This is a genomic window from Blautia sp. SF-50 (assembly GCF_900101315.1).
Classification (GTDB): domain Bacteria; phylum Bacillota; class Clostridia; order Lachnospirales; family Lachnospiraceae; genus Blautia_A; species Blautia_A fusiformis.
In genome coordinates this window covers 1-25167 of sequence record NZ_FMUW01000036.1, presented here as the reverse complement: position 1 = coordinate 25167, position 25167 = coordinate 1, and the positions used below count along the sequence as shown (strand labels likewise).

At 33.1% G+C, this 25167-nt stretch carries 24 protein-coding genes and 2 pseudogenes; 2 read left to right on the top strand and 24 right to left on the bottom strand.

Going from position 1 to position 25167, the window contains the following annotated elements:
- Window positions 1-62: 62 nt before the first annotated feature.
- The 6 genes from tnpC to BLP57_RS15250 form a co-directional block, all read right to left on the bottom strand.
- The gene (gene tnpC / locus BLP57_RS15275; protein WP_072449521.1) at window positions 63-1682 is read right to left on the bottom strand and encodes an IS66 family transposase; all 1620 of its coding nucleotides are present in this window, start codon (window positions 1680-1682) and stop codon (window positions 63-65) included.
- A 293-nt stretch (window positions 1683-1975) separates the two neighbouring features.
- Window positions 1976-2338, bottom strand: a complete 363-nt coding sequence (gene tnpB, locus BLP57_RS15270; protein ID WP_072447633.1) for an IS66 family insertion sequence element accessory protein TnpB — start codon at window positions 2336-2338, stop codon at window positions 1976-1978.
- Complete coding sequence (locus tag BLP57_RS15265; RefSeq protein WP_072447635.1) at window positions 2328-2693, bottom strand: hypothetical protein; 366 nt, start codon at window positions 2691-2693, stop codon at window positions 2328-2330. Before BLP57_RS15265 ends, tnpB begins: the two co-directional genes overlap by 11 nt.
- A gap of 342 nt (window positions 2694-3035) precedes the next feature.
- Window positions 3036-3461 carry a plasmid pRiA4b ORF-3 family protein gene (locus BLP57_RS15260; RefSeq protein ID WP_233435122.1) on the bottom strand — a complete coding sequence of 142 codons (426 nt, stop codon included), beginning with the start codon at window positions 3459-3461 and terminating at the stop codon, window positions 3036-3038.
- Window positions 3451-3675, bottom strand: coding sequence for an ErpK protein (locus BLP57_RS15255; protein ID WP_092073011.1), 225 nt, complete (start codon window positions 3673-3675; stop codon window positions 3451-3453). The genes BLP57_RS15260 and BLP57_RS15255 overlap by 11 nt, the downstream gene beginning before the upstream one ends.
- 5 nt (window positions 3676-3680) lie before the next feature.
- A complete protein-coding gene (locus BLP57_RS15250; RefSeq protein WP_092073008.1) occupies window positions 3681-5387 on the bottom strand; it encodes an IS1634 family transposase in 1707 nt (568 codons plus the stop codon).
- 208 nt (window positions 5388-5595) lie between these two features.
- Between BLP57_RS15250 and BLP57_RS15245 the strand changes: the two genes are divergently transcribed.
- Window positions 5596-6681: an IS630 family transposase gene (locus BLP57_RS15245; RefSeq protein ID WP_255363791.1), complete on the top strand. Its 1086-nt coding sequence runs from the start codon at window positions 5596-5598 to the stop codon at window positions 6679-6681.
- A 99-nt stretch (window positions 6682-6780) separates the two neighbouring features.
- Here BLP57_RS15245 and BLP57_RS15240 read toward each other — a convergent pair.
- Window positions 6781-7002: pseudogene (locus BLP57_RS15240) on the bottom strand (transposase domain-containing protein); the annotation flags it as partial.
- Between BLP57_RS15240 and BLP57_RS18905 the strand changes: the two are divergent.
- Window positions 6947-7291 (top strand): annotated as a pseudogene (locus tag BLP57_RS18905) (zinc ribbon domain-containing protein); the annotation flags it as partial. The pseudogenes BLP57_RS15240 and BLP57_RS18905 sit on opposite strands and share 56 nt — an antisense overlap.
- A 908-nt stretch (window positions 7292-8199) precedes the next feature.
- Here BLP57_RS18905 and BLP57_RS15230 read toward each other — a convergent pair.
- The 17 genes from BLP57_RS15230 to BLP57_RS18110 all read right to left on the bottom strand — a co-directional run.
- Window positions 8200-9531: an IS4 family transposase gene (locus BLP57_RS15230; protein WP_092073002.1), complete on the bottom strand. Its 1332-nt coding sequence runs from the start codon at window positions 9529-9531 to the stop codon at window positions 8200-8202.
- 388 nt (window positions 9532-9919) lie between these two features.
- Entirely contained in the window at window positions 9920-10192 is a 273-nt protein-coding gene (locus BLP57_RS15225; protein ID WP_092072999.1) for a hypothetical protein, read from the bottom strand.
- A 148-nt stretch (window positions 10193-10340) separates the two neighbouring features.
- The gene (locus BLP57_RS15220) at window positions 10341-11711 is read right to left on the bottom strand and encodes a methyltransferase (RefSeq protein WP_092072996.1); all 1371 of its coding nucleotides are present in this window, start codon (window positions 11709-11711) and stop codon (window positions 10341-10343) included.
- Between the two features lie 123 nt (window positions 11712-11834).
- On the bottom strand, window positions 11835-12038 hold the full coding sequence (locus tag BLP57_RS15215) for a hypothetical protein (protein ID WP_092072993.1): 204 nt from the start codon (window positions 12036-12038) through the stop codon (window positions 11835-11837).
- A gap of 58 nt (window positions 12039-12096) precedes the next feature.
- Window positions 12097-12972: a PqqD family protein gene (locus BLP57_RS15210; RefSeq protein WP_092072989.1), complete on the bottom strand. Its 876-nt coding sequence runs from the start codon at window positions 12970-12972 to the stop codon at window positions 12097-12099.
- A gap of 689 nt (window positions 12973-13661) precedes the next feature.
- A complete protein-coding gene (locus BLP57_RS15205) occupies window positions 13662-15026 on the bottom strand; it encodes a radical SAM protein (protein ID WP_175442998.1) in 1365 nt (454 codons plus the stop codon).
- A 198-nt stretch (window positions 15027-15224) separates the two neighbouring features.
- Window positions 15225-15710, bottom strand: coding sequence for a hypothetical protein (locus BLP57_RS15200; RefSeq protein ID WP_092072983.1), 486 nt, complete (start codon window positions 15708-15710; stop codon window positions 15225-15227).
- A gap of 16 nt (window positions 15711-15726) precedes the next feature.
- Window positions 15727-16761, bottom strand: a complete 1035-nt coding sequence (locus BLP57_RS15195; protein ID WP_175442997.1) for a radical SAM/SPASM domain-containing protein — start codon at window positions 16759-16761, stop codon at window positions 15727-15729.
- 502 nt (window positions 16762-17263) lie between these two features.
- Window positions 17264-17743 (bottom strand): hypothetical protein, encoded by a 480-nt coding sequence (locus BLP57_RS15190; RefSeq protein WP_092072977.1) that lies wholly within the window; start codon window positions 17741-17743, stop codon window positions 17264-17266.
- A gap of 30 nt (window positions 17744-17773) precedes the next feature.
- Window positions 17774-19372, bottom strand: coding sequence for an ATP-binding cassette domain-containing protein (locus BLP57_RS15185; RefSeq protein WP_092072974.1), 1599 nt, complete (start codon window positions 19370-19372; stop codon window positions 17774-17776).
- A 538-nt stretch (window positions 19373-19910) separates the two neighbouring features.
- Window positions 19911-21248, bottom strand: a complete 1338-nt coding sequence (locus BLP57_RS15180) for a B12-binding domain-containing radical SAM protein (protein ID WP_175442996.1) — start codon at window positions 21246-21248, stop codon at window positions 19911-19913.
- On the bottom strand, window positions 21245-22330 hold the full coding sequence (locus BLP57_RS15175) for a hypothetical protein (protein ID WP_092072967.1): 1086 nt from the start codon (window positions 22328-22330) through the stop codon (window positions 21245-21247). The genes BLP57_RS15180 and BLP57_RS15175 overlap by 4 nt, the downstream gene beginning before the upstream one ends.
- A complete protein-coding gene (locus BLP57_RS15170; RefSeq protein WP_092072964.1) occupies window positions 22327-22512 on the bottom strand; it encodes a DUF362 domain-containing protein in 186 nt (61 codons plus the stop codon). The genes BLP57_RS15175 and BLP57_RS15170 overlap by 4 nt, the downstream gene beginning before the upstream one ends.
- Window positions 22513-22947: 435 nt before the next feature.
- Entirely contained in the window at window positions 22948-23187 is a 240-nt protein-coding gene (locus BLP57_RS15165) for a flagellar export protein FliJ (protein ID WP_092072961.1), read from the bottom strand.
- A 78-nt stretch (window positions 23188-23265) separates the two neighbouring features.
- Complete coding sequence (locus BLP57_RS15160) at window positions 23266-23874, bottom strand: septation protein SpoVG family protein (protein ID WP_055173311.1); 609 nt, start codon at window positions 23872-23874, stop codon at window positions 23266-23268.
- A 31-nt stretch (window positions 23875-23905) separates the two neighbouring features.
- Entirely contained in the window at window positions 23906-24838 is a 933-nt protein-coding gene (locus BLP57_RS15155; protein ID WP_092072958.1) for a hypothetical protein, read from the bottom strand.
- Window positions 24839-24918: 80 nt separating this feature from the next.
- The coding region (locus BLP57_RS18110) for an HNH endonuclease (RefSeq protein WP_442855626.1) at window positions 24919-25167 on the bottom strand (249 nt) is incomplete at its 5' end.

Here is a 25167-nt window from a genome sequence, read left to right as displayed (position 1 = left end):
AGTAAACGCAAAATAGCGAGTACCTTGACATTTTTAGGCGGCTGCTTTGCAGCCACCAATATTTAAGCTTTGCGGATTCCTGCCGGAAGTTTTTCTGACCATGGCAAAAGATTTTCCAAAAAGGAACAATCCCTGTCATCCATGTGTTTCGGCATCTCTTCCAAGAGATGCTGCACATAATCAAAAGGTTTCAGATTATTGGCTTTTGCAGTTTCTACAATACTGTAAATGATTGCGGAAGATTTGGCTCCATGGATCGTATCGATCATCTGCCAGTTCTTCTTTCCGATACAGAAACCACGGATTGCCCTTTCGGATGCATTATTATCGATCGGAACATCTCCATCTGTAAGAAATACCCGGAGATATTTTTCCTGATTCAGTGCATAGCCAACAGCATCACCAAATTTATCCTTCTTGGACACATTTATAGTTTTTAGGTACGCAAAAAACGCATCCACAAGTGGTTTGATAACCGCCTGCCGTTGCTTAAGCCGTTCATCAGAAGAAAGGTCCTTCAGCTTCCCTTCTTCCCGATAGATTGCCTGAATCTGTTTCATCAAAAGAAATGCATTGGATTCCTTTTGATAGGATTTCGAAATCAGCTTTAAGGCTTCATCAAATCTGCGGCGACAGTGCACCCAGCATCCGGCAATGGTCAGTTCTTCCAACTCTTTTTCTAAAGTATGGTAGACCTGGTAACCGTCTGTTACACAGATGCCGTCGTACCCTTTTAGGAATTCCCGTGGATGGGATGCATTTCTCGTCTGCTGGTATTCATACAGGACAATCTGCCGTTTTTGATACAAATGTCCGGAACGGTATACCCACATCCAGCTTTTGCTTCCGGCTTTGCGCCCGTCATGGTTTACAAGCACCGGCGTTTCATCTGCCTGGATGACGTGGTAGAAATACAATTCTTTATGAAGATAATCATAAAGGATTGATAGATATTCCTCTGCCAAACGTATGCACCAGTTTGCCATGTTCTGCCTTGTGATCTGCAGGCCATAACGCTGGAATTCCTGCTCCAATCGATAGAGAGGAACTGCGTTCACATATTTTCCATTGATGATCGCAGCACCCAGAGATGGTGATACCAGACTCCCATGCAGTAACGTCTTTGGATGGTCTGCTTTCACCATGTGTTCATCTGTTTTGCTGGCATACACACCGATGTGATGTTCTTCTACTTCTACCTTCGCAGGTACGAAATGATATTTTCTGGAAATGGCATCCGGTAACTGTTTCCAACCCCTGACACCGAATTCCGCTTCCAATTCCTCCGCGGACAGATAATGGTCGATCCGTCTGACCGGAAGCCCGGAAAGATCTGCTTCTTTCTTTCCCTTACGCTTCGGCTGCTTTGGAGACTTCAGTTCCAGATCCTCAGGCTCTGCCGCATTAAGATCACAGACTGCTTCTGCTTCATTGAAAAAGACAATCGTTCCGTTTACTTCTCGAAAACAGATCTGACTGGTATCTTCCATTTTTTCAGAAGACCTGCCAAAACGGTTCTGCTTACCAAGGATCACCTGTTCCATCAGAAGCTGCATTTTTTCATTCGATGCGTGAAGCTCCTTTGTTAAAGCATTCAACTGTTCCTGCTGTTGTAAAAGAAGCTGGATAAGAAACGACTTATCAACGTTATTTAATTGTTCCTCCGTATAATTGACTGCCATAACCAAACCTCACTTTCCTAAGTGGTATTATAGCAGAATCAACAGTTTTTGGCTATTTTTGCATTCTGTTACCTTCGTTACTTTGACGGTGGATAACAGTCATGAATACCTGAAGATAAAAGCCAGAATTTCAGATATTTATGACTGTTATCCACAATCTGAAAAGTTTTGGAATCCAGAGTATCATAGAAACTCACAGAAAACTTTCAGGATGTGAATAACTTTCAATTTTATATTGCACTGGGTAACCCGGTGTGGATGAAAGTGATTTTATTTTCTATGTTTTGCACAAATCATAAAGAGAATCCAGGATCAGGAACTTCTTCTATGGGATGTCTGGCAACGATTTCCAGACCCTGCATCAACATTCGATACTGGTCTGTGCTGATCTCCAGTGCTTCCTCCTGTGTACGAGGCCATCGGAAGTTCCCATTTTCAATCCGCTTATACAGAAGGAGAAATCCATCACCTTCCCAGATGAGTCCTTTTATCCGGTCCGTACGCTTACCGCAAAATAAGAATAATGTATTCTTATCATAAGGATCGAGCTGGAACTGAAAACGTATGATTCTTGCCAAGCCGTCAATTCCTCTGCGCAGATCCGTAAATCCAGTTGCCAGATACACTTTTTTGAATCCGGTACCATCATTGAGCATTTCTGATCACTCCCAAAAGTGTACTTAGAAAGGAGGCAGAAGCCTGGTCGGTGATTTCCAACGTGAGGTTGCTTCCACTTCTGATTATGGCAGCGATTTTATGCTCTGAGGTCGTATTTACCGGATGGAGTGCAGAGGAAGGAACTTCTACAAAGGCTTGTGTATGCTCCGCAGTTTCTAAGTAAGCTTCACGGACTTTCCGGAGTCTCCAGTAGTAACTCGCTTTTGTAATGTCGTGCAGCTGACACCATTCATCGATTTTCATTCCCTGTGGACGGTTTTGACAGTCTCGGATCAAATCAGCCCATTCATTCAGGCGGGTTTGCTGTGCAACTAAACTTGTGTGAGATTTCATGACTCACCTCCTGTGATAAAGTCTAAAAAGTTGAGTACTAAACTATTTAGACTTTGTAGTGATGAGTCTATTATCTCACATCGGATGATTTTGAACAGGTACTCGCTATTTTGCGTTTACGTCCTAAAAATCATTCCATAATGCCCATTAGAGAATGCAGGCATTTTACTTTATTTTCTATTACTAGTATAGAATAAATTAAATTTCTGCTATATATTTTTGAGATGATGTATGGTAAAATAGTGTTATCAAAGAAAGGATGAACGCTATGAGAAAAACATATCTTCCTCTGTCAGTCTGAACTTCCAGTAAAATTAACTCTCGTTATGCTTAAATAGTGCATTATTCATCGTCCCATTCATCCTCATCCCAGTCTGGATACTGTTGAATATTTCCTTTTGATTTGATTATACGAGATTCCATTTTTTCTGGAATTTCGTTGATTTTTGACACTGTAATTGTGAACATCCAGTCATCTCCAAAATCATAATGAAGTGAAAATTTCTGTCCCTTGCTAAGTCCAAGTTCATCAAGCGTTATGTCTGTCGAAGGCTCATCCCCTTCCGGATCAGACTGATAACTATATTCACTATACATACGATTATCCATACAAAATTCATACAGATGCTCGTCTATAAAATCAAACGCTTCAAGAATAATCTGACATAACTGGTTCAATGTATTATCACCGCAGATCTCGATATTTCTATAAACTTCACGTCCTCTGCCAGCAGGATATACTTTCATCAAATACTGTTTATTCATCATTCTCCTCTTTCCCAGCAAGAAATCTCATTACCTCTTCAAAAGACCGCTCGCTGTTAGTAAATGCATCCATCAGTTCCTTGCTGCGGAGCTCATCTCGCTTCCGCATTAATTTCTCCAGCTTAGCCAGCTCCGCTTCATATCTGTCCTTCGTTTTCGAAACCTGTTCTTTCTGTATTTCAATCTTTTCTTCTATTGGGATGCTTCTTCTTGCCATACTTTTTATCCTTCTTTCTCTATTTTCATAAGGTCTTCATTGATCACTGCCGCCTGCGTCCTGACATTTGCTGCCGTCATATTAAATGCTTTCAGGATTTCCTTTTGTACAGCTGTAACTGCATAATCCATCCGGTATCCACGGTCACTCTGCCGGATCAGTTCTATCTTTTCCAGTTCCCTGATCGCTGCCGGAACTGTCATATAGTTTTTCTTCCCGCTTTTTTGCATCTGTTCTTTCAGGCAGATGTAAAACCTGTTGCGGATGATCAATGCAACAAACTCTATAAATATCTTTGCATGTACCGATTCATTTGCATGTACACAAAAGCTCTTATTTCCAAGATATGACTTATCCCCACGGAACAGTTTTTCCGATACATCCCTGCTTTTATAATGCTCAAGTGCCTGTGCTGCTGTCATTTTTTCTGACGTTATGATAACAAAGTATCCGCATAGACGTATCTCCTCATTGATCACATCATGGCGTTCCCGTCCATACATGAATTTTTCGTCCTTTTTCCCTTTATGGTAATAGATCAGATCAAAGTATCTGGCAAAGCCTCCTGTAACTTCGTATTTTGTTCCTTCATGCTTGTGGAGACATTCCGCCATCCGGCCAATCTTTGCTTCAATTGCCTCATGTTCGCTGCTTTTCTTTCTGTCATTGTAAAACACATGGAAATACCGTTCTTTTTCATCCGATGGATAAAGCTGCCTTTTTACTGTAATTCCGCTTACTCTGTAATCCCTGATGCTATATCTGCGGTCTTCTTCAAAAGTACCCTTCACTTCAAGGACAAGACTTTTCACAAGTTCTTTCATTCCCTTCATCATAATGACAAAGTCATAGCCGCATTTGTCCATGTAATGTATATTTTCTTTGCTGAAATATCCCCTGTCCAGGATAAATCCAACATTTTTATAGCCATAACCACCGGCCTTTTCCAGTGTATACTGTAGTTGGGATACATCTACAATACTGCCTGGATAGTCTTCATAATACAATGGTTTTGCATTGTTTTCATCATAGCCAACCGAATAATTAATGACTGGTGCTCCTGTATCTTCTTTTGGATGGCCGTATTCTACAAAGTCTATATCACCTGCCTGACAGTTCTTATTTGTTGAATCATAAGAAATATAAATTTTCTGTTTATGATCCTGTTTTGCATTCCATCCGTCTAAAAATGCAAGACTATGGTCTCTTGTAATGCTGTTAATAAACTCAGAAACCTTTGAATCACTGTATATCTTCATCTGCTCCGTAAATAATGGATGATTAAATGCATACTCAGGATAATACTGTCCGGCATTATTTTCAGCAATGACCGAATACACAGCCAGATCCAGAAACAGACCGCTGTCCTTTCCGATTATGTTCCCGATCATCTCATCCAGATGATACTCTGAAATGATCCTGCGTAAGACTAGATATGTCCCTACCCTGAGACATCCGCTTCTATAGGCTTCCGCTTTCGTCTCAGGTAATTCCTCCGAGGGAAAGAATTTCAGAAAATTTGTATTCGGATACATCATTTCCGGATCATCCTCCGTACACTTCCCAATGGATGTATTCCGGGGAATCGTATATCTTTTTTCAGGATTGTAATTATGTTCATACGCATAATAAATATATGTGATCCCTTTAATTTTCTTGCGGGTAATTCCCGCTGCATCATACGGTATTTTCACTTTAAAATCAAGGTACATGATAGCCTTCTTTCGAGAGTTAATTACTTCTCTTTCATTCTACCATATTCACCACTTTTTTCAAGAAAAATTGCTTGGTTTTTGCTGAAATCATGCGGTTTTTAGCACTTTCTACCTTCTTCATGAACATACGAGAGTTAATTTTTCAGGAAGTTCACAGTCAGATGAAGACAGGAATTACCTTAAATCATTATCAAAAAAGAGAACGATTCAGGCTCAAGTTGTGGATCGTGCCAGAATCCTTTTATATAAAGCCGATGGAATGACATTCCAACAAATTGCTGATAAACTTGCAATCAGCACTGCCACGGTACGCCTATGTGTTTCGAAGTTTCATAAAGGCGGTTTGGATGCTGCACTGTTTGATGTTCAGCGTTCTGGACGTCCATCCGAAATCACCGACGATGCGAAAGCATGGATGATCAGTATTGCGTGTCAGAGACCGGCAGAACTCGGTTATGCGCAGAAACTGTGGACATTGGCTTCTCTCCATAAATACATTCAGAAACATGCAGAGGAGGCGGGATATCCAAGACTTTCAACCGTTACGAAACCTTATATCCAGAAATTCCTCAGGGAACAGGATATGAAACCCTTTAAAATCAAATATTACTGTGAAAAGCGGGATCCTGATTTTGAAACAAAAATGCATGAAGTCCTGCTGGTTTACAAACAGATTGAAATGCAGTTTGATGAAAATGGTGATCTCATTGTTCCAGACGATTATAAATTGACGATTACGGTGTCCTATGATGAGAAACCGGGTATTCAGGCAATCTCCAATACTGCACCAGATTTACGCCCGACACCAGAACACGGAGAGGTATATCGTGATGCAGAATACAAACGTCTTGGAACGCTCTCTTTGCTGGCAGGCATTGATCTGCTTACAGGAGAAGCCATCCCGTTAGTAAGTGAAACCCATAAGAGTTCTGATTTTATTGAGTTTTTAAAGATACTGGATAAAAAATATCCATCACAGGATACCATTCGGATTATTCTGGATAATCATTCAGCACATACTTCTAAAGAAACACGGTGCTTTCTGGATACTATGCCAAAGGGACGTTTTAAATTTGTATTTACACCAAAACATGGCTCATGGTTAAATATGATTGAAAGCTTCTTCAGTAAGATGACCAGACAGATGCTTCATGGAATTCGTGTTAATAGCAAACAGGAATTGGAAGAACGAATTTACAAGTATTTTGACGAAATAAACCGTGAGCCTGTAGTTTATCACTGGAAGTATAAAATGGATGAAATCAGTGAAGAGGAAGCGGCATCGGTTTAATATAGCAATTATTTATTATTCGCTGTACTAGTATAAACGTAAACGCAAAATAGCGAGTACCTTGACATTTTTAGGTGGCTGCTTTGCAGCCACCAGTATTTAAACTTTGCGGATCTCTGCTGGGAGTTTTTCTGACCAGGGCAGAAGATCTTCCAAAAAGGAACAGTCCCTGTCATCCATGTGTTTCAGGATTTCTTCCAAGAGATACTGCACATAATCATAAGGCTTCAAATTATTCGCTTTTGCAGTTTCCACAATACTGTAAATGATTGCGGAAGATTTGGCTCCATTGATCGTATCGATCATCTGCCAATTCTTCTTATGCGTTATAGAACATAAGAAGAAGAACTGGCTGTTCAGTGCCAGTCCGAAAGGAGCTACACAAAATATGCTTGATGATATAGCCGAGAAATACAACAGACCGCACCGTAAAACCAGCGCTTTGCTCTCAGGACTGATTTACTGTCCATTCTGCGGTAAACGGCTCAGAGTCGTTTCCGAATCAAACCGCTGGACAAACGGCAAACCGAGATTTAAGTATGTCTGCCCCGGCTACCGTGAAAACGAATGTACTTTCCAATCCGTTGACGGTGTACTGCTTGATGAATTTGTAGTACTGCAGTTATCTAATCTTTCCGATGAGGACAGCGAATATTTTACCAAACTTCTCAACCAACGAGCTTCAGATATTTTTAAGAATTCGCACAACGAACAGGAATTGACCGAACTGAAGAAAAAGAAAGCACAGCTTGAAACGGCAATTTCCAATCAGGTTAAAAATATGCGTGATGCAAGCGATGACCTGAAACGCTTTATTCAGGAAGATATACAAGAGCTATCCAATGAACTACGAGAGGTTGGTATCCTACTTGAAAAGTTAGAGGATAGCAAGCAAAATCAAATGTACGCTGTCCGAAATATTGAAGAAATAAAAGAAAGGCTGTTGTCCTTCGGTAAATACGCAAAGGGTGCACAGCCGGATGTGTTAGTAACGCTGATACAATCCTTTGTGGAACGTATCTATATCGTCGATGAAAACGACGAGCGTTACTGTCATATCTTTATTAAAGGTTGCACGAAAGAGGACTATGACGAGTTCTTCCGGGCAACCGGTTACATATTTGGTTCAGGAGAAAACGGAAACATCACATCTAAATTGCCTTTGTGTGATTCAGATGAGTGTAGCAAATACAATATGATACTTACAATTCCATTTTGTATGTGATAAACTATTACTATCCATTTGGATAACCTCCTTTGTCCTTTAATTAATGCAGTTGGCGAACCAACATTATTGTAACACAGGAGATTTTTTACTGTAAGCTGAAGCATTCCTAACTCACCTGCATAGCACAACATCATAAACTTAAGATTAGATATTACACATTTATATTATCCTGCTAAAAACTCATTTCAAAAGGGCAGATTAAAACGAAGAGAAATCTTCACAGAGCTCCTTCTGTATACTTTAACAACTTAAAATGCCCATAATCTCCCTTTAAACGGAGAATGGGCATTTTAAAAGCTACTCTTTTGATTGTTTTTATATTTATTTGAGATGTTTTTTCTACGCTCTTTTCCAGGTAGTTCCCTTATGGGAAGTACATAGCGCTCCATTTCTTCCTGTAGTTCTCCAAGTTTTTTGATCCGCTTCTTTTCCTCCGGTTCCAAAAGGATTTTTAGCATAGTCTCTTTGAAAAGACCGATGGCTACATTTTCATTGGTATGCATGGGATATTTATTCCTGTTTTCCCGTCCTGCTGCTGCGGCCTCTTCGTCCGCACTGTTCCGAATGTCCTGAACCATGTTATATACTAAAACCTGCGCCCAAAAATCCTGGTGCACATATACTGTGGCTTTCCCTGTTACACTTTCAAATTTCATTTTGTTTTTTAGAGTATTGTATTTCTTCTCAATTTCCCATCTTTGGTAATATAAATCCGCTAATTCTTCTGCGGTAATTGTATCCGGAAGATCTGTCATCAGCGCAAGTTCATTCCCGGAGGGAAGAGTCGATTTTGATATTCTTACCAGCGTGCTCCCTTTCTTTTGCATCTGTTCATATCGTTCCGGATGTTTTTTTCGTATTTTTTGTAGGCGTGCAGATGAATGTTTTAAAATGACTTTTTCATCTGCCGACTGCATCCGTTTACGTTCTGCCATATAATCGTTGGATGAAAGACGGATCAGATAATGAATCCCTTCCGTTTCCAGAAAGTCAATAAACTCTAAGGAAGGATAACCGCGGTCAAAAACTGCGACAACCGGCTTCCTGATTCCAAATTTTTTTAATTGTTTTAAGTTTCTTTTTGCCAGTTCGTTTTCACTGATGCAAATATGTTCAATTTCAATATCCAGGTAAAAATGATTCAAAACATCATACATTCCGCTTACCAGTGCCCGTACCTGCCCTTTCCCGGAATGCTGGTTGCCGCTGTTTCCAAATGATTCCCTGTTATCCTTTGAGTTTGGAACTTCCGCCTTGCTCCCGTCAATCGCGATTAACAAATATCCTTTCCACAGTCTGGGTTCGTCAGAACGATAAAAATCCATAAGATATTTACGGTTCAGATAGGGAAAAATTTCCGGATTTAGACGTTTTCTCTGTTGTAGATATCCCTGGACAGATAACTGCATAGACAAGTCTCCTTTTTCTTTGAAATAGTTTCTAAGTTCAAATGTCGTGGTAAGCCCCTTTTTTGAAAGACAGCATAGCAACATGTCTTTTAGGGGCATTTTTCGCTTTCTCGAAAAAGCATGGTTTCCATTCTGTCTCGCATATTTTGCAATTTCCGGATCAGATAATAATGCAGAAAACTTTTGAAATCTTGTTTTATAAGATTTAATCATATACACCCCTGCCTATATTTTAACACAATGAAAGGAACCTGCGAACAGATTCCTTTCCATTTTTTCCTTAAGTTTATGATGTTGTGCATAGCAGGTGGTTTATTTGTTTCCCAAAGTTTCGTTTTCGGATCAGCTAAAAACTACACAATGGCAAACAGGGCTTTGCCCTAACAAAAAGAAGTTCCAAAGAACGACATGTTTTTATATCAATTCTTCGGAACTATGGAGCATACCAATATTATCTTAATGACATTAGTCACTAGCTATCTTTTTCTTTTTTAGGAAATTTCAGGGGAGGAATAAAGTCTTCGGATACTTATTACCCTTGGAAAAAATGAATCTTCCAGTAGTCTTCAGAGATATACTTACTAAAGTTTAACCTTTACATTTAGACTGTTTTTGTAATAATTTCCAAAATTAATGTTACAATACAAACAAAAGCAATCAACCCTATCATCACTCCAAATTCAAACTCAAATATTTTAGCAATTATTATCAGAAAGCCCACAATACCAATTGCTCCTGCTTCTAATCGAACATGACAAGTTATATTTTTTACACCTTGATATTTTCCTGCTAAAGGTATCTTATTAGTAACTATACAATATATACTTAAACTTATAAACAAAACCCCAATAATATAATTAATGATTGTTATCACCGTCCTTCCTAATTTATTAAAATAATTGAAATGTAAGTTGATTAAAAATATACTCTATTTCTTATATATACTACTCTCAATTATACCAAAAGTCAATAGTTCCTCTATTAATAGATACAATATATACGTTGAATAAGGATAAAAAATATTACTTTTTATAATTCGCCATACCTATTTTTTCTAATTTTGCTAACACTTCACAAAACAAATTATGAACTGTAGTAAACTCATATTCAGAGCATTTACTCTTCACTATTTCTTCAATTCTTTTATTTCCGTTACATTCACTGATACATTCCGCAATTATATTTGGTATTGTTCCTATGTTCTTTCTGTTAGCAGATAATAAGCAATCAAAAGAACCTTTTTTTATTTCAACAGCACCATCTATGATTGGTATTACATTATCATTCCAATGAGAATAGTTTCGTATGACCTGAATTTTATTTTTGCTCTTGGTTTTACTTATTTTGATTAGCAATAAATAATATGAATCAGCATCATACATATTAAACAATTCTAAGAATAGCTCTTTATATTTTTTTGAATCTTTAGGATAGTTTAATGTATTAGTTATTAAACTATAAATACGATCAATAAAAAACATAGCAGGTTTTCTTGTCTGCAAAAAAACTTCACATTTAAAATTATTTGATAGATTTTTTCTAAGTACATCACACACTTTTGGTTCATTTGCGTTTCCCAAACCCTCTGCAGATATTATGGCAACTCCATTATCTGTCAAATGTCTTTCTATTCCTTTTATTATCCCTCTTATAATGTCTAATCCATCATTACCACCATTTCCCTGAATTGGAAATGGCACGTTATCTGGAATTGGGAAAAACGGTGGATTTGCTGTAATTAAATCAAATTTCTCATCTTTTCCAAAACAAGTAAAAAGATCACTCTCAATAAATTGTGTTTTATTGTCAATCTCATTTAAAATAGCATTAAATTTTGCTACTAAAATTGCATTTTTATTAATATCAACACCATATGATTTATTCTTAACAAAATGTGATTCCATTATAGCTTGTATACCTGAACCAGTACATAAGTCCAGATGACTATTTATAATTTTATTAGGTAATGCTGCAATAAGTCTGTAGGAATCTATTCCCATATAGATCTCTTGACTAACAATATCCCTTTTGTAATCTGGCAAAGTACTAACTACCAAGAATCTATTAAAATACGAAATTATAGAGTATCCTTCACTCCAAATATAATTATTATCACATTTTAAAAATCCTACATTTATAAATGATTTTACAACCTCTAAATCCAATTCCCCGAATTCAGATAACTCTAATCTTTCTCCCAAAAGCAATAATTTGAATTGATTTTGAATACTTTCATCATAATCTCTTAAATTATATATTATTTCCTTATACGATGCCCAAGGATTAATAAAATAATTTAAAGATCCATTAATTCTTTGATAAAGAAAATCATAGTTTGTTTCTAAAAGATATTTTCTAATTCTCATAATATCTGAATGTAATAATTTTAACATATCTATCTCCAGTACATATAATACAAACTCTAAAAATATTAAAATACTAATACGGCAGCTTGGCAAAATAGATTATTTTATATGATTATGTATTTATATGTTTCATAATAATCTGGTTAACAATCAATCGCAAGCTATAACTCCAGCATTTACATATACTATTCCATTTAAATAACCTGCCCAATTCACTGCACCAACTGCATCCCAAGCGACAACGGCTGCATATACCCCACCGACTACAGCTGTATTACAACACATTGGTTGTATTAAATCTCCACCACCTTCTCCATCATCATATTCTAATATAGGACCTTCATATTTTTCCATATTATCTCTCCTTTCAAGGAAAAATCTATTGCCTAGCTGCCACACTAATAAATAGTGCCTAAATCATATCAACTTTTTTTTCAAACAACTCAGCAGACTTACCCTTATATTCTTTCTTTAATATATTTTGGTGGTATAATCCTATTTTTTTTATTATAGTTTTATTTAGTTCTGATTGTTCGTTCAACAATAAGTAATAATAAATAGTTTTATCTGGGAATACTAAGTTTACTTCATTATGAACCCAAATAGTTACCCATCTAAAAAACTTATCAATATTTTGTTTGCTAATATAGTCTATCATTTCAGCATTAATATATAAATATTGAATATTTATATATGTACAATTAAAAAATGGATATTCTATAAAATGTGGATTCACTCCAATAGTAATGCACCTATCACCATTATATTTTAATGAGAAAAAAACTATTGCATTAGCAATGAAAGAACTTACCAAAAACTTTTTATTAACCTCTATTAAATCAGTAGATTCAATATTACAGTAAAAAAAGTCCCTATTTCCCTGTAAAAAATCGTACAAATCTGCACTAGAATACTCTACAGTAAATTCGGTTTTTCTATCTTCTCCTGTTATCCTAAAATGTTTCTTAAATGGAATTATTCCGTTCTTAAACATTATCAATTTCAATTTCCATAATGGATATAAAAGATTAGCTATATCTTGATCTATTTTTTCTTCCGACACATCATATTTATTGCGTATTGTATTAGAAATAGATAACAAATTATTTTTACCGTTACAAAGCATTAAAATTTCATATGTTAAATTGTTCATTCTTATAGTTGATAATGTTTTAGGTGACGAAAGAATAAAGCCATTTTCTTTTTTTATTATTGTTACATTTTTGTTTCTAGAAAAAATAGGAATACATTTTCTTTTTATTTCTTCTGAAAATCCTTTATTATTCATATCTTACCTTCCTCATATTATAAAGTAGTAGTATTTAGAGTCCCTCTCCAAGGACTATATATTACACTGCTGAAGATATAGTGGAATAATTCTCTGCCTATTTCTTGATCTTTTCAGGAAAAATCAGTTACAATTTTTTATATAGTTGCTAATCAGTTAAATAACACATATTAATTCATTTAGAACAAAATTGCAATTTTCTAGAATTCGTTAGATACCTACATTCGCTTTTAAACAAAACCACTTCCGGAGTTTCGAAATATCCGCTTATCATGGTAATAAAAGAAATAGAATTCTATATGAATGCTCCTTCAGTGTACATGCGTCCAAACATAACTTGGCAGTGTTACAAAAAATTCTATTTTAGATCATATATGTGTTGTTCAAAACTAAATCAGATAATTACAATATATCTATGTATGATTCAAAATGTGTACAAAGGTAAACTTATTGCATTTACATGACCACAGGAGTTAATAAGATTCTATTTTTTACTGCTGAAGAGTAAAAATATCTTTCAATTCTTCCTATATCAGACTATTCACTATATTTTTCCTTTTAGGTAAGAATTAGCCTAGTATCCTTTTTTATACCTATTCTAACTTGTCCAAAATTATGGATATTTGTTAAAATTCAACTGCTAAATTTCCATTGAAGCTATAGATTTTAATAATCAGCCTTTAAAATCATTATTCAACCATATAGAAACAATCCGTTGTTAAAAGATCGTAAATAAACGAAATAAAGTCTTTTTTGTTCAAGTCTTTTTTCTCGATTAAATAGCTTTGATTCTGAATAATAATATTGATTACATTGTTCTGCCAGTTACAAAAATCAAATTCTGATGACACTAAATATTTTCCATTTCGATAGCAATTAATAAATTTAAGCCGTTTATTTTTCATATGTATATATGCAGATTCTTTTAAAATAATTCTTGCTTTACCTAAGGAAATATTTGACTCAATTAAATTTAAAATTTTCTCCTTATATTTTAAACATTTTCTTTCCATTTCATTATATTCATTGTTGGTAAGAAATTGGCATGGATTACATCTTGCTTTCCACCGACATTTTAAGCAACTCAAACTTCTTCTTTCTTGGTTAAGTTTATCTCGCTTTTGGTTAAATAACTCATTATCCTCTAAAAAATTATTAATTTCATCATGTCTTTCTATTAAAGAATTAGGAATACTTTTTATCTGTCCATTACTCATAAGAAATTCTGCTTTATTTTCGGAACAAGAGTAGAGTTTACCATTCATATCCATAGAAAATCCTCCATTATTTGATACGCAATCAGGAAAACAAACCATAGAATTCATATTATATTTAATATTAAAAAAAATATATGCAAGTGGTCTGAGTGAATGAACAAATAAAATATAAGATGGATTATTTAGCAAAGCATACCTATGATATATCTTGTCAACAAGCTCTTCATATTCATTATCATCAAGTTTTAAAAAGTCGTATTTTTGAGCTCTCCCTGCAACAGTGATCGAATTGATTATCACTTCATTAATATTTAATTTATCAAAATATTCTGCAAACTGCTTCCATTCGTTTTTGTTTTGACTATTTAGCGTCATTTTAATAATTATGGGTTTAAACAATTTTTTATTATGGATTTCCCTTTGTAATAACTGCAGCCCATTCATCGCAGAGCTAAAACTACCAGTTCCTCTAATATAATCATTACTTTTACTTGTTACTCCTTCTAAACTAATATTGACAACGTTAATTCCTGATTCAATAAGTTTACAAACAATATTATATGTTAATAGCGTACCATTAGTTATAATTTCTGTTTCTATTCCCTTTTCTTTACAAAAAGATATCAAATCAAATATGTTTTTATACATCAATGGTTCTTTAAGTATTATTACCACTTGCTTTAATCCAAATTTTGTTAACCCCAAAATTCTTTTTTTCATTAGATTTATATCAGCTTCTTTGTTTATTTCATTCAAGTTTTCAGCGACACAATGTTTACAACACAAATTACATCTCGAATTAACTTGAATAGAAATTATCTTTACATCCTTAAACACTATATCCTCCTCTGATACTATTATTTATAATGAACTATTTACAAAACCAGACAAATTCCATACCTACTTCACTATTATAAATATTTCCTTATTGTATATCGTATAATAAAATCATATAGAAATATAAATCATTATTCCCTAAATAAACAATTCCAGTGCTTAATACTATATGGAGAAAGTTTGTAAATCTTTAATCATTTACAGTATTTTTGAAAATGTAATTATATCTAAATTATCATTATTATCTTTTGACTTATATATACATTCCATTTCAAATCCAGAAGATAATAAAATTGAAATAACCTTATCATTCAATTGCTCTTTTAAAATAGTTATTTTTATTTTTTTTATTTCTTGTATTATTAATAAACTACATAATTTCTCTAAAGCAAAGTCCACAAAATTTGTATCTGAAATGGATAACAATTCTATCCTTGCTGTATTGTTATCTCTTTGTTTTTGATTAGTTTGGCACAATAAAATATTTTTTATATTCCTAGTTTTATCCATTTCCACAAATATTTGCATAAAATATGTAAATAAAGAATTTCTTATATCTAATTCACTAGTTTTTAAAATATCTACATCAGGTGCAAAAAGGAACTTTTCTTCGTCATATATATCTGATTCATATATATAATCTACAACATAGTGTGCATCTCCATACTCTAAAAATTTATACATGTCTTATTTCCTCCCTTTACCGAACTGTTACTGCTAAACTTCTACATAGCTCTTCTGTTTTCTGTCTGTAATCAGGACTAAGAATATCCAAGTCTATTGCCTCATCAATAAAAATTTCCGGCAATCCAAATTTTTGTAAGTCCATTTCACTTGTATCATTCATTCTGGCAGCAACCTCTTGGAGATATTTATTATTCCATATATCCAACAATCCACCTTCAATATATTCCCTTATAGAATGTTTCCTTATGTTTCCACATGTAATAGGTATATATGGAGAAATTAAAATATCTCCATAAGCGCTTATAGAAAAATAAGAAAGCATAGGTTGTTTTATTCTTCCTTTAGCTATATGTTCAAGTGGATCTCCCCATTCAACATACATTTTAGGATTCTCTTTTCTCTTTTTTGCTAGTATAAAGGACACTTTTTGGTAATCCTCATATGTAGGTATGAAACTTTGAAGGTTCTTTCTTGCCCTTCCTAGAAGCATTAATGGCTGACATCTAAAAAACTTTACACCTAACTTTTTAACAAACTCAAACAGCTCATCTATATCATCTATATTGAACTTGGTTGGTGCAAAAGATACTGCTACAGTGTGACCTGCATCAATTAAATATTTAATAGACTCAATGGCACGATCATAGCTTCCCTTCATATTACGCATTCTTTCATGGTTCTCTTTAAAACCGTCTAAACTTACTTGTACACTGCGGATATTAGGTAGCCTTAACTGAGATGCATACTCCTTAGTCATCAAATATCCATTAGTAACTAATGCTAAGTCAATCTTACTATTATTACCGGAAAGATAATCCGAGATTTGAAGTATCAATTCCTTTCGTAATAATGCTTCTCCACCACCTATACTTATTAGTCCCACACTATAATTATTAATATCATCGATAAATTGTAAAATTTCAGCATCTGATAACTCCTGCTTATTTAAAGAATGTTCACCACTAGAATTAAAACAATGTAAACATCTAAATGTACATTTATAAGTTAAATCAATTGCACATGTTCCTATATAAAAATTTCCATCCATAATCATATCAATTCCTTTCGTTCAAACATTAAATATAATAAAGGTAGCTTAATTTCAAACATTTGTATTGTAATAAAGTTAATAATTAGATATCTAAGAGCATATAATCTATATACCACTTTACAAAGTATAAATACACAACTTCTTTTTGGTAATAGTATATTTGGAGTTATCAATTCATAATAAGATGATGCCAGGTTCAAAAATCATAAACCACATTGTACTTGCACGTAAGTAGTTTTGTGACTTTATGACCCACTCCAATGTGAAGATAAAAGTAGGGCAGATGCCCCTCACTATCCGAATTTGGGACAGAATTGTAGGAGTGCATAGCACGAAACAATTTGTTAGGTATCGTTTGACACCCACATCATAAGATTATAAATAATTGCTCTTCTTCCCAGAGTTGATAAGTATTTAAGATATTTACAAACGAATTATCAAATCTCGTCATAGTCAACTTTATTAGATTTATACTTTGTTCAACTTTTTATTTCTTCTCTTATTTGATGGTCAAATTATTCATATGTCCTAAATATTTTTCTAAAATTCCATTCTCATCAAAGACTATTGTTGCATTAGGTAAACAAAGTATATTCTTTCCGTAAGTTTTAATTGGAATATAACCTATATTTTTTTCTTCTATAAATAAAACTTTTACATAATGTGTATTAAACACTTGTGGAAATAACTTATAAATAATCATTTCATACGGAATTAAATTTCCTTTATATATGATAGCTTCATTCGAGCCAGAAAATGAAATCTTATTTTTTTCTATAGTCATTTCGCTCTGCTTGATAATACCATTTTGATTTGAGTAAAACGATATAAAAGTGCTATTTTCAATCGTACTATAAATTATATTTTTTTTTACTGAATTCGTCTGAAATTCTAAATAAAATTCATCCAAATCTGATGTGCATCGACATTTTCCAACATCAAATCCTTTCCAATAAACTTTTAAATTCTTTTCTAACATTTCTTTTCCTCCCTCGTATAACACCCAAAATTAAAGTTCATATAAAACATCACATATAGAACATAAATTTTCATCGTGTGTCACAATGATAACAATACTTTGTTTTGCAATTTTACATATACAGTTTTTCAACAATTCTACACTACTATTGTCTAGTCCTGCTGAAGGTTCATCGAAAATGTATAATTTGGCCTTTTTTAACAACACACACAAAAATAAAATTTTCTGTTTTTCACCACCTGAAAAATCACAAATTCTTCGTTCCAGCAACTGATATATATTAAAATTTTCATTAAAATATAAAGGAGCTATATTATAATAATCTATTGTATACTCTATTTTTTTTACTATATTTTCTGAGTAACAACTAAATATTTCACGTAATCGCAAATTATAGAAATATATATTTTGCGGCAACATTGCAATATATTTGTTTCTCATTTCATACATATTGAATTGCTTTATATCAATCCCATCATATTCTATATTTCCAGACGTATTATCAGAAAATACACCTATTAACAATTTTAAAAGTGATGTTTTTCCTACTCCATTATCACCTATTAAACCGTATATCTTATTCTTTTCAAAAAAAACATTTGCTTTATTTTTCAAAAACAGATGCTCTAATCTGTTTACTTTTATACAAGAAATTTCATTTTTTATAATATATCCATTTGTTTCTTCTTGTAAATCAAGCAATTCTTTAATTCTAATATATGCAGCATATGCATCTTGATATCCTTTTCCAAGGTTAAGAAAATAGCGGATATTTTTTTGTATTAAATTTAAATACGCATTTATAATAGTAAACTCACCAATTGACATTGTTTTATTTATTATTGAAGTGCCTCCGACAATCAATGTCGTAACTGTATATAGTAACGACAAAATGCTATCAGCAGAAGAAAAAAGATATATAGTCTTGTTATATTTTAATACATCAGTAATATAATTTTTTACTAACGATATTAAATAATTATTCCAAAATGAAAAATTTGCATTTATTTTTATAAATTCGTTTATACTATACTGTTCATTTAAATTGCTATAAAAAATATTTCTTTGTTCTTTAAATTTAATTCCTATTTTAAATAAAGGATTTTTCATTAGCAAGAAAAGAACTATATATAAAGGAATAAAAATCAATATTAAAACAATTAATTTATTGTCTATCATTAAAAGGAATATTAGCGTAAGTAATATGCTTACACCATTCGCAAAAACACTAGCATAATTCTCTATAAAAAATTCAAATATACTACTTACATCACTGACAATTCTATTGTTTAAATACGTTGGATCGTATTTATCTATAGATCTAACAGGTACATTCCTTAAATGTAGTATTATGTTAAAAATGCACTTATATATTATAGTATTTTTTACTTTTGTCATACTCATACTATAAAAAAAATTAACTATACAACTTATAATTCCAAAAAGAAACAATACTAGAGCAAAGTTATATATAATTTTAATATCTGGCTTTTTTAAAATCACATCTAAAAAAACACCATTAAAATAAGGTAAAACCAATGAAAAAACACTTGAAAACATTGAAAAAAAGCCAAGTCCTATAATTATAGTTAAATTATTTCTAAAAGATGAAAACAAAAATTTTTTCATATAATTCTCCGTTCTAAGGAATTAACTACCAGCTCAACTGGAAGCTTTCCATTTCTTCAAAGTATCATCGTTGTTTCGAATTCTTAGTGGGAGTATCACAAACATTATTATAGTTCCTATAAAGCAATACTTTTGGAATTTTCTGCTTCATGCATAATATATTAATTATTTCCATATAAGACACTTCTATCTCAAACGCTTTGTTCTTGTTGCTTTGTAATTCTGACTATATATTATAAATCATCCGTACATTTGTCCTTTTAAATATCTTATAATTTCTAACATTCTCTTTTGTCTTTCCATACAGTAATTTCTTATTGTAAATACCTTAAAACTATATAATTTGATCTTTTCCGTTAAAGTAAGTAGCAAATATCTATTATTCATTTGACGCCATTATGATTAAAGTTTACTTGCAACACCAATTTCATTAATCACAAGGGTACTTATTGATATCTTCACCGTTCTCAGTTTTTTTTAGTTTCTCCGTATAACTGAACAATTAAACTTTTCATTCACAATATTTATCAAAACTTTATCATTTTTTCTCTCTTATAATTAAGTCATATCCAACTTCTGCATATGCTGCAATTATCTCATTAATCTCAATAATATCTTTTTTGGTCAACAGTGGATGGGACATTTCAAATATTCTTTCATCGTAATTCCACTCCACATTGTCAAATATATCAAACCCTATATCAGGATTCATTTTTCTTAAGGCATCAAATTCTGGTGATGGTAATGGTAACCACCATACAAGATTAACAATTATGTTATACTTCATAGCTATAAAACCAACTGTTTCAATAGTTTTAAAAATATCTTTTTTTGTTTCCCAGGGAAATCCAATAATAAATGAGAAAAAAATATTAGTATTTAATTGATACTTTAAAATTTTTTCCGCCACTTGAAATATTTGCTCTTTCTTTATTCCTTTTTTTATACGTTTCAATCCTTCGTCATATCCAGATTCAACACCTACTTGGACACTTATTCCAGGGAATTTTTTTATTGCGGATAATACATTATCATCTAAAAGTACTTTTAATTTAGCTTCAACTAAAAAAGAATACGATTTAATATTAGTAACTGATAATTTAGTTAATATTTCTATAGCTCTTACTTTATCTTCAAAGAAATGATCATCTGTAAAAATGATACTTTTTCTTAAAATTTTATCTCTCATATATTTTTCTATGCCTATAATTCTTTTTACCGCTTCATCACTATTAAAACCTCTCCAACATCTTTTATTTAAAATTGAACAAAAGGAACAATTCCCACTACACCCTCGTGAAGTTTCTATTGAAATAGTTTCATATATATTCTCTGGGATTAAATCATATGCGGAATACAATGTATTTTTATCAAAGGTCATTTTATCCATAAAAGAATTTATCATAATATCACCTTTATCATTTCTATATACAAGATTTGGTACTTCAGAAAGATTCTTTTTTCTCTCCAAAGTTTCTACTAATATAGGGAAGGATTTATCCCCTTCTCCTATTAAAATATAATCTATATCTGTTGTCTGCATTATATGATTGAATACTCTGCTAGGATGTATGCCTCCAACAACAATCGGATTCTTTATATTATTTACCTTAAGCGTCGATATACATTTTTTTACATATCCCCAAGTAAATGTATTAGATGAAAATGCAAACAAATCAAAATCCTTAAATTTCTCTATGATTACTGAAGCTAGACTTTCTCCCACCATACCATCAATATAATCATCTGGATTTATTATATGTATAGTGTGACCCTTATCTCGTAAAATTGCACCTAAATAATACATAGCTAATGTAACTGTTTTTCTACTATCATATCTTTTCCCAAAACTACTATTAATTAACAATATTTTCATTCTGTAACCACCCTTATCTTTAAAGGATAAAGAACCCCTTCTTTTATCAGTTGTAAAATAGTACTTATACATTCAAAATTTATTCGACTTTTATCCTGGTAACTCAAACCAATTATTTCAACAATCTCCTTAATACTCCTACGTCCATCTATACTTTCTATTAAAACAGCTGCAACTCTATTTAATTTTATTTTATTACTTGTTATTGAATCAATTAAATATATATTGGTTTTCCCATACCATAATTTCCAATTTTTTTTAATCTCAAGAACAGTTATATTATAAAATCCATATTTGAAAATCTCGTTTCTAATGGCCTTCAAATTATTAATATGTTCAACAGTTCCCAATCTTGTTTTATAGAATTGTATATCTTGATGAAAATATAATTTCAAATACCTATCTAATGCAACGTCAAACGAAATTTCATTAATATTTTCAAAATATGTAGGCAAGCAATTAAGAATTCCTACATATCCCTCATAATTTACGAATGCATTCTCAATAATACTTTTATTAACATATTTATTTATCTTTTTCATATCTGAAGTAATATTGATATTGGGAAAAATTTTTTTAATATCTACATATTTTTTTATGACAGTAAAAGCATTTTTGTACGAAAAGTCATTTTTTGCTGTTTGGGTAATGCTTAATTCTAAATTTTTTATCCCTGTTGAAAATACTTGATATATAATTTCTTCTAATTGAAAATAATTATTGTCATTAACTTCAATTATTACACTCATTTTATCTTTTTTCTTTTCATCAAGACTTTCTATATTATTTATAACTCCAATATCATTATTAATTACTACAATAATATTAGAAACCAATGAAAAAATATCATTATTCCAATTATTGAATGTTGAAACAATAACTGTTAAATTTAGTTTTTTTTTATGTATACTTTCAATCAATTCTCGTTGCTGATCAAGCAGCAAATCTGTTTCCATTGTATTTAATATTATTTCTTGTATGTCTGTAAATTTTATTATTTCCTCAATGGTAAGTTCAAAACATAAACTAGCATTTGATACTTCCCAATATATTCTTTTCAAATTATCTAAAATTGCTGTCATAGTCCACCTCTTTTCTTTATATCAACTGCACCTACTGGACAAACAAAACTACACGTTCCGCATTCTAAACATTTATCTAGCTCAATATAATACACCTCATCTTTCTTTTTAATTGCATTGCCAGGACATTCCTCTCTACACGATCCACATTTAATACATTTTTCTCCTATGTAATAGGCCATAACATACCCTCCACTTAATTTTTTAATATTTCGTTTGATAACTAATATTAGCACCCATTTCTTGAATCTATATTATCGTGTCAGATATTGTTACCTAAATGTAATAAATTGTATTTACCGATTTTATCTATTAATCCTTCCCACTACTAGGGTAAATTAGAAACTTTCACTCCTTAACAACGTGCACACACAACGCACTAAAAAATGCTGTTGTAGGTTTGCTTACCCATAACAACATTTTTTTATATTCTTATGATTCAAAATCACAAATCCAAAAATTGGGAAATCAGAGTTTTACATTCGGAAATTTTTTACGCTTATATATAACGCACATTAATACGATAAAAGGTGACTTTTTTATTGTAATTTGCAAAAAAATTTCACAAAAATGCCGCTACAGGTTTAGTATCACCCGTAACGGCATTTTCTCTTATCTTATTCAACCTTTTCTTCATTACCGGATTTTAAATATGTCATGACCTCTTCCACTGTTTTTCCGGAAGCAAGTAAGGCGCTAAAGATTTCATCTTTTTGTTTATCTTCAATCTTCTTCCTAAGTTCTTTTGCTTTCAAACGCAGTTCTTTTAATTCTGCCTCTGTTGTTTTAATCTCCTGTTCTGTCTTCATAAGCATTTCTTCAAGAGAAAGATTTTCTACTTTTTTACGTCTTGGCATACTGTTTCCTCCCATGCTGATATTTTCTTCATTCTACCATTATTGTTCCAAAAATACCAGTCTTTTTATGAATAGCTCCTATCTCCCTCTTCGCTGCTGTTTCTGGCTTTTGGCATATTCCATCTTTTTATTGTATTCGTCCATGATTGCACTTTCCAGATCTGCCTTAAATTCTGCATTGACTGCATGGGCAATGTCCTCCCGTTCTCCTTTTGCAGAATTTTTCTGGGGCATACCTACAAAGGTTTTTCCGTTCCATGCCTGAATCACATGAAGCTGCTGGATTGCCAATACGTCCTGCAGACGAATGGCAACATCTGCCTTAAATGTATCGCTTCCCTGTACCGGATTTACACTCAGATTGTAATACAGTTCTTCCTCTCCCCAACTGCCCTTACAGTCTGTTTTAGTTTCTGTCATATTCTCATAGGCTTCCCTTACAGTATCCAACACTTCCTTTTGAAATTCCTTATCGGTAAACCGAAAAAAAGGAACATACTCCCCTGTTTCGTAATCTCTGTAACGGGGCATATCGAGGTACAGATTTCCTTTCGAGGACTCTTTAATTGCAAGACTTTTCACACAGAAGGCCTCATCAAAGGTAATGGTAGCAAATCCTTTCAGATTATTGATCTTTCCTTCTTCCTGTTTCAATTCCGGTTTATATACTCTGATATTATATTCCATATTGTGATCTCCTTTTCTACTCTACTTTTCATTACCGAACTGCTGTCTGGCATGGAAGATTTTTGGTTTCCTCCTGCACTTCCACACACTCCTCCTGGTCCTTGATTTCCAGTTCTGCATCAATCTCCATCTGCCGGGTAATGTTTTCTTTTAAAAGCTCCTCATACGGGAAAGGCTTTTCATATTCCTGCTTTGCATTTTTTATCTCATTTTCACAGGTCTTAATTTCTTTTTGAACATCTTCTACTGCTTTATCAAGGACATTCAAGCGGTTTTCCATACGGACCATATTGCCGGAGTCACTGCTTTTTAACTCCACACTATATTCCTTCTCTCCCTGAAGGAACAATACCGGCCCCATCATATCCTTTTGGACAAATACCTGAAATCCCTTATACATACCGACTTCGTGCCTGGTAAAAGCTGTCACACCTTCTATAATCCCACGCAGGACTTCCCCTGCTTCTTTATGCTTCTCATAGACTTTTCCCTGCAGAGTGATTGCAAACTCCGGCTGTACTTCCATAGCCTGGTTCCTGCGCTCCAAATCCTTTTGAAGCGATTGCAGTTCTTTCTCCAGACTTTGTATCCTTTTCGGGTACTGGAACGTAACCGCATCCTGCAAGGCAAACCGTTTCCCTTCATGTGCAGTTTTCAGGATTCTCAGACGTGCCACTTCATTATCTACTTGTATTTTTTCCATAATCAGGGGATTTTCGGAAGCTACCGCTTTAATCTCTGCAAAGTTTAATACGGTTTCATCTATATCCTCACAGATCCTTGCCAGTTCCCGGCTGGTAAATACCTGGCTGATAAACCGCTGTTTTGTTTCTACAATGCCCCATAAATAAGCATCAAAAGAACCCTTTGTTACATAGCGATAAATATTGACTTCCTCATTTTCATTCCCCTGGCGGATAATACGCCCTTCCCGCTGTAGGCTAAGTACCCAGCGCCTTGCCATATTGCTATGGTAGGTTTCCAAATACTCGCCCCCGAACCGTACTTACAACTCTCACTGTATACGGCTCTCCATTTATAAACTCAATTTAACTGTCCACAGTGTAATTTCTTATGACATTCTCTACACAAAGCTATTGTTTTGCGATTTCTCGCTATCATAAGAGCTTCCCAAAAAGTTTTACCTTGTAAATCTTTAAGCCGATGAACATGATGAATTTCTATGGGAGTATTAGTTTTTCCGCATAGCTCACATTCTCTGGCTTTTATTCTGTCGATTAGCTTTGTACTGCTGAAATATTTGATTGTATTTGGAACTAAGTCTGCATTAGA

Coding starts and splice junctions, on each gene's coding strand:
- tnpC (WP_072449521.1), bottom strand. CDS start 1,682: ATGGCAGTCAATTATACGGAGGAACAATTAAATAACGTTGATAAGTCG.
- tnpB (WP_072447633.1), bottom strand. CDS start 2,338: ATGCTCAATGATGGTACCGGATTCAAAAAAGTGTATCTGGCAACTGGA.
- BLP57_RS15265 (WP_072447635.1), bottom strand. CDS start 2,693: ATGAAATCTCACACAAGTTTAGTTGCACAGCAAACCCGCCTGAATGAA.
- BLP57_RS15260 (WP_233435122.1), bottom strand. CDS start 3,461: ATGATGAATAAACAGTATTTGATGAAAGTATATCCTGCTGGCAGAGGA.
- BLP57_RS15255 (WP_092073011.1), bottom strand. CDS start 3,675: ATGGCAAGAAGAAGCATCCCAATAGAAGAAAAGATTGAAATACAGAAA.
- BLP57_RS15250 (WP_092073008.1), bottom strand. CDS start 5,387: ATGTACCTTGATTTTAAAGTGAAAATACCGTATGATGCAGCGGGAATT.
- BLP57_RS15230 (WP_092073002.1), bottom strand. CDS start 9,531: ATGATTAAATCTTATAAAACAAGATTTCAAAAGTTTTCTGCATTATTA.
- BLP57_RS15220 (WP_092072996.1), bottom strand. CDS start 11,711: ATGTTAAAATTATTACATTCAGATATTATGAGAATTAGAAAATATCTT.
- BLP57_RS15215 (WP_092072993.1), bottom strand. CDS start 12,038: ATGGAAAAATATGAAGGTCCTATATTAGAATATGATGATGGAGAAGGT.
- BLP57_RS15210 (WP_092072989.1), bottom strand. CDS start 12,972: ATGAATAATAAAGGATTTTCAGAAGAAATAAAAAGAAAATGTATTCCT.
- BLP57_RS15200 (WP_092072983.1), bottom strand. CDS start 15,710: ATGTATAAATTTTTAGAGTATGGAGATGCACACTATGTTGTAGATTAT.
- BLP57_RS15195 (WP_175442997.1), bottom strand. CDS start 16,761: ATGGATGGAAATTTTTATATAGGAACATGTGCAATTGATTTAACTTAT.
- BLP57_RS15190 (WP_092072977.1), bottom strand. CDS start 17,743: ATGTTAGAAAAGAATTTAAAAGTTTATTGGAAAGGATTTGATGTTGGA.
- BLP57_RS15185 (WP_092072974.1), bottom strand. CDS start 19,372: ATGAAAAAATTTTTGTTTTCATCTTTTAGAAATAATTTAACTATAATT.
- BLP57_RS15180 (WP_175442996.1), bottom strand. CDS start 21,248: ATGAAAATATTGTTAATTAATAGTAGTTTTGGGAAAAGATATGATAGT.
- BLP57_RS15175 (WP_092072967.1), bottom strand. CDS start 22,330: ATGACAGCAATTTTAGATAATTTGAAAAGAATATATTGGGAAGTATCA.
- BLP57_RS15170 (WP_092072964.1), bottom strand. CDS start 22,512: ATGGCCTATTACATAGGAGAAAAATGTATTAAATGTGGATCGTGTAGA.
- BLP57_RS15165 (WP_092072961.1), bottom strand. CDS start 23,187: ATGCCAAGACGTAAAAAAGTAGAAAATCTTTCTCTTGAAGAAATGCTT.
- BLP57_RS15160 (WP_055173311.1), bottom strand. CDS start 23,874: ATGGAATATAATATCAGAGTATATAAACCGGAATTGAAACAGGAAGAA.
- BLP57_RS15155 (WP_092072958.1), bottom strand. CDS start 24,838: ATGGCAAGGCGCTGGGTACTTAGCCTACAGCGGGAAGGGCGTATTATC.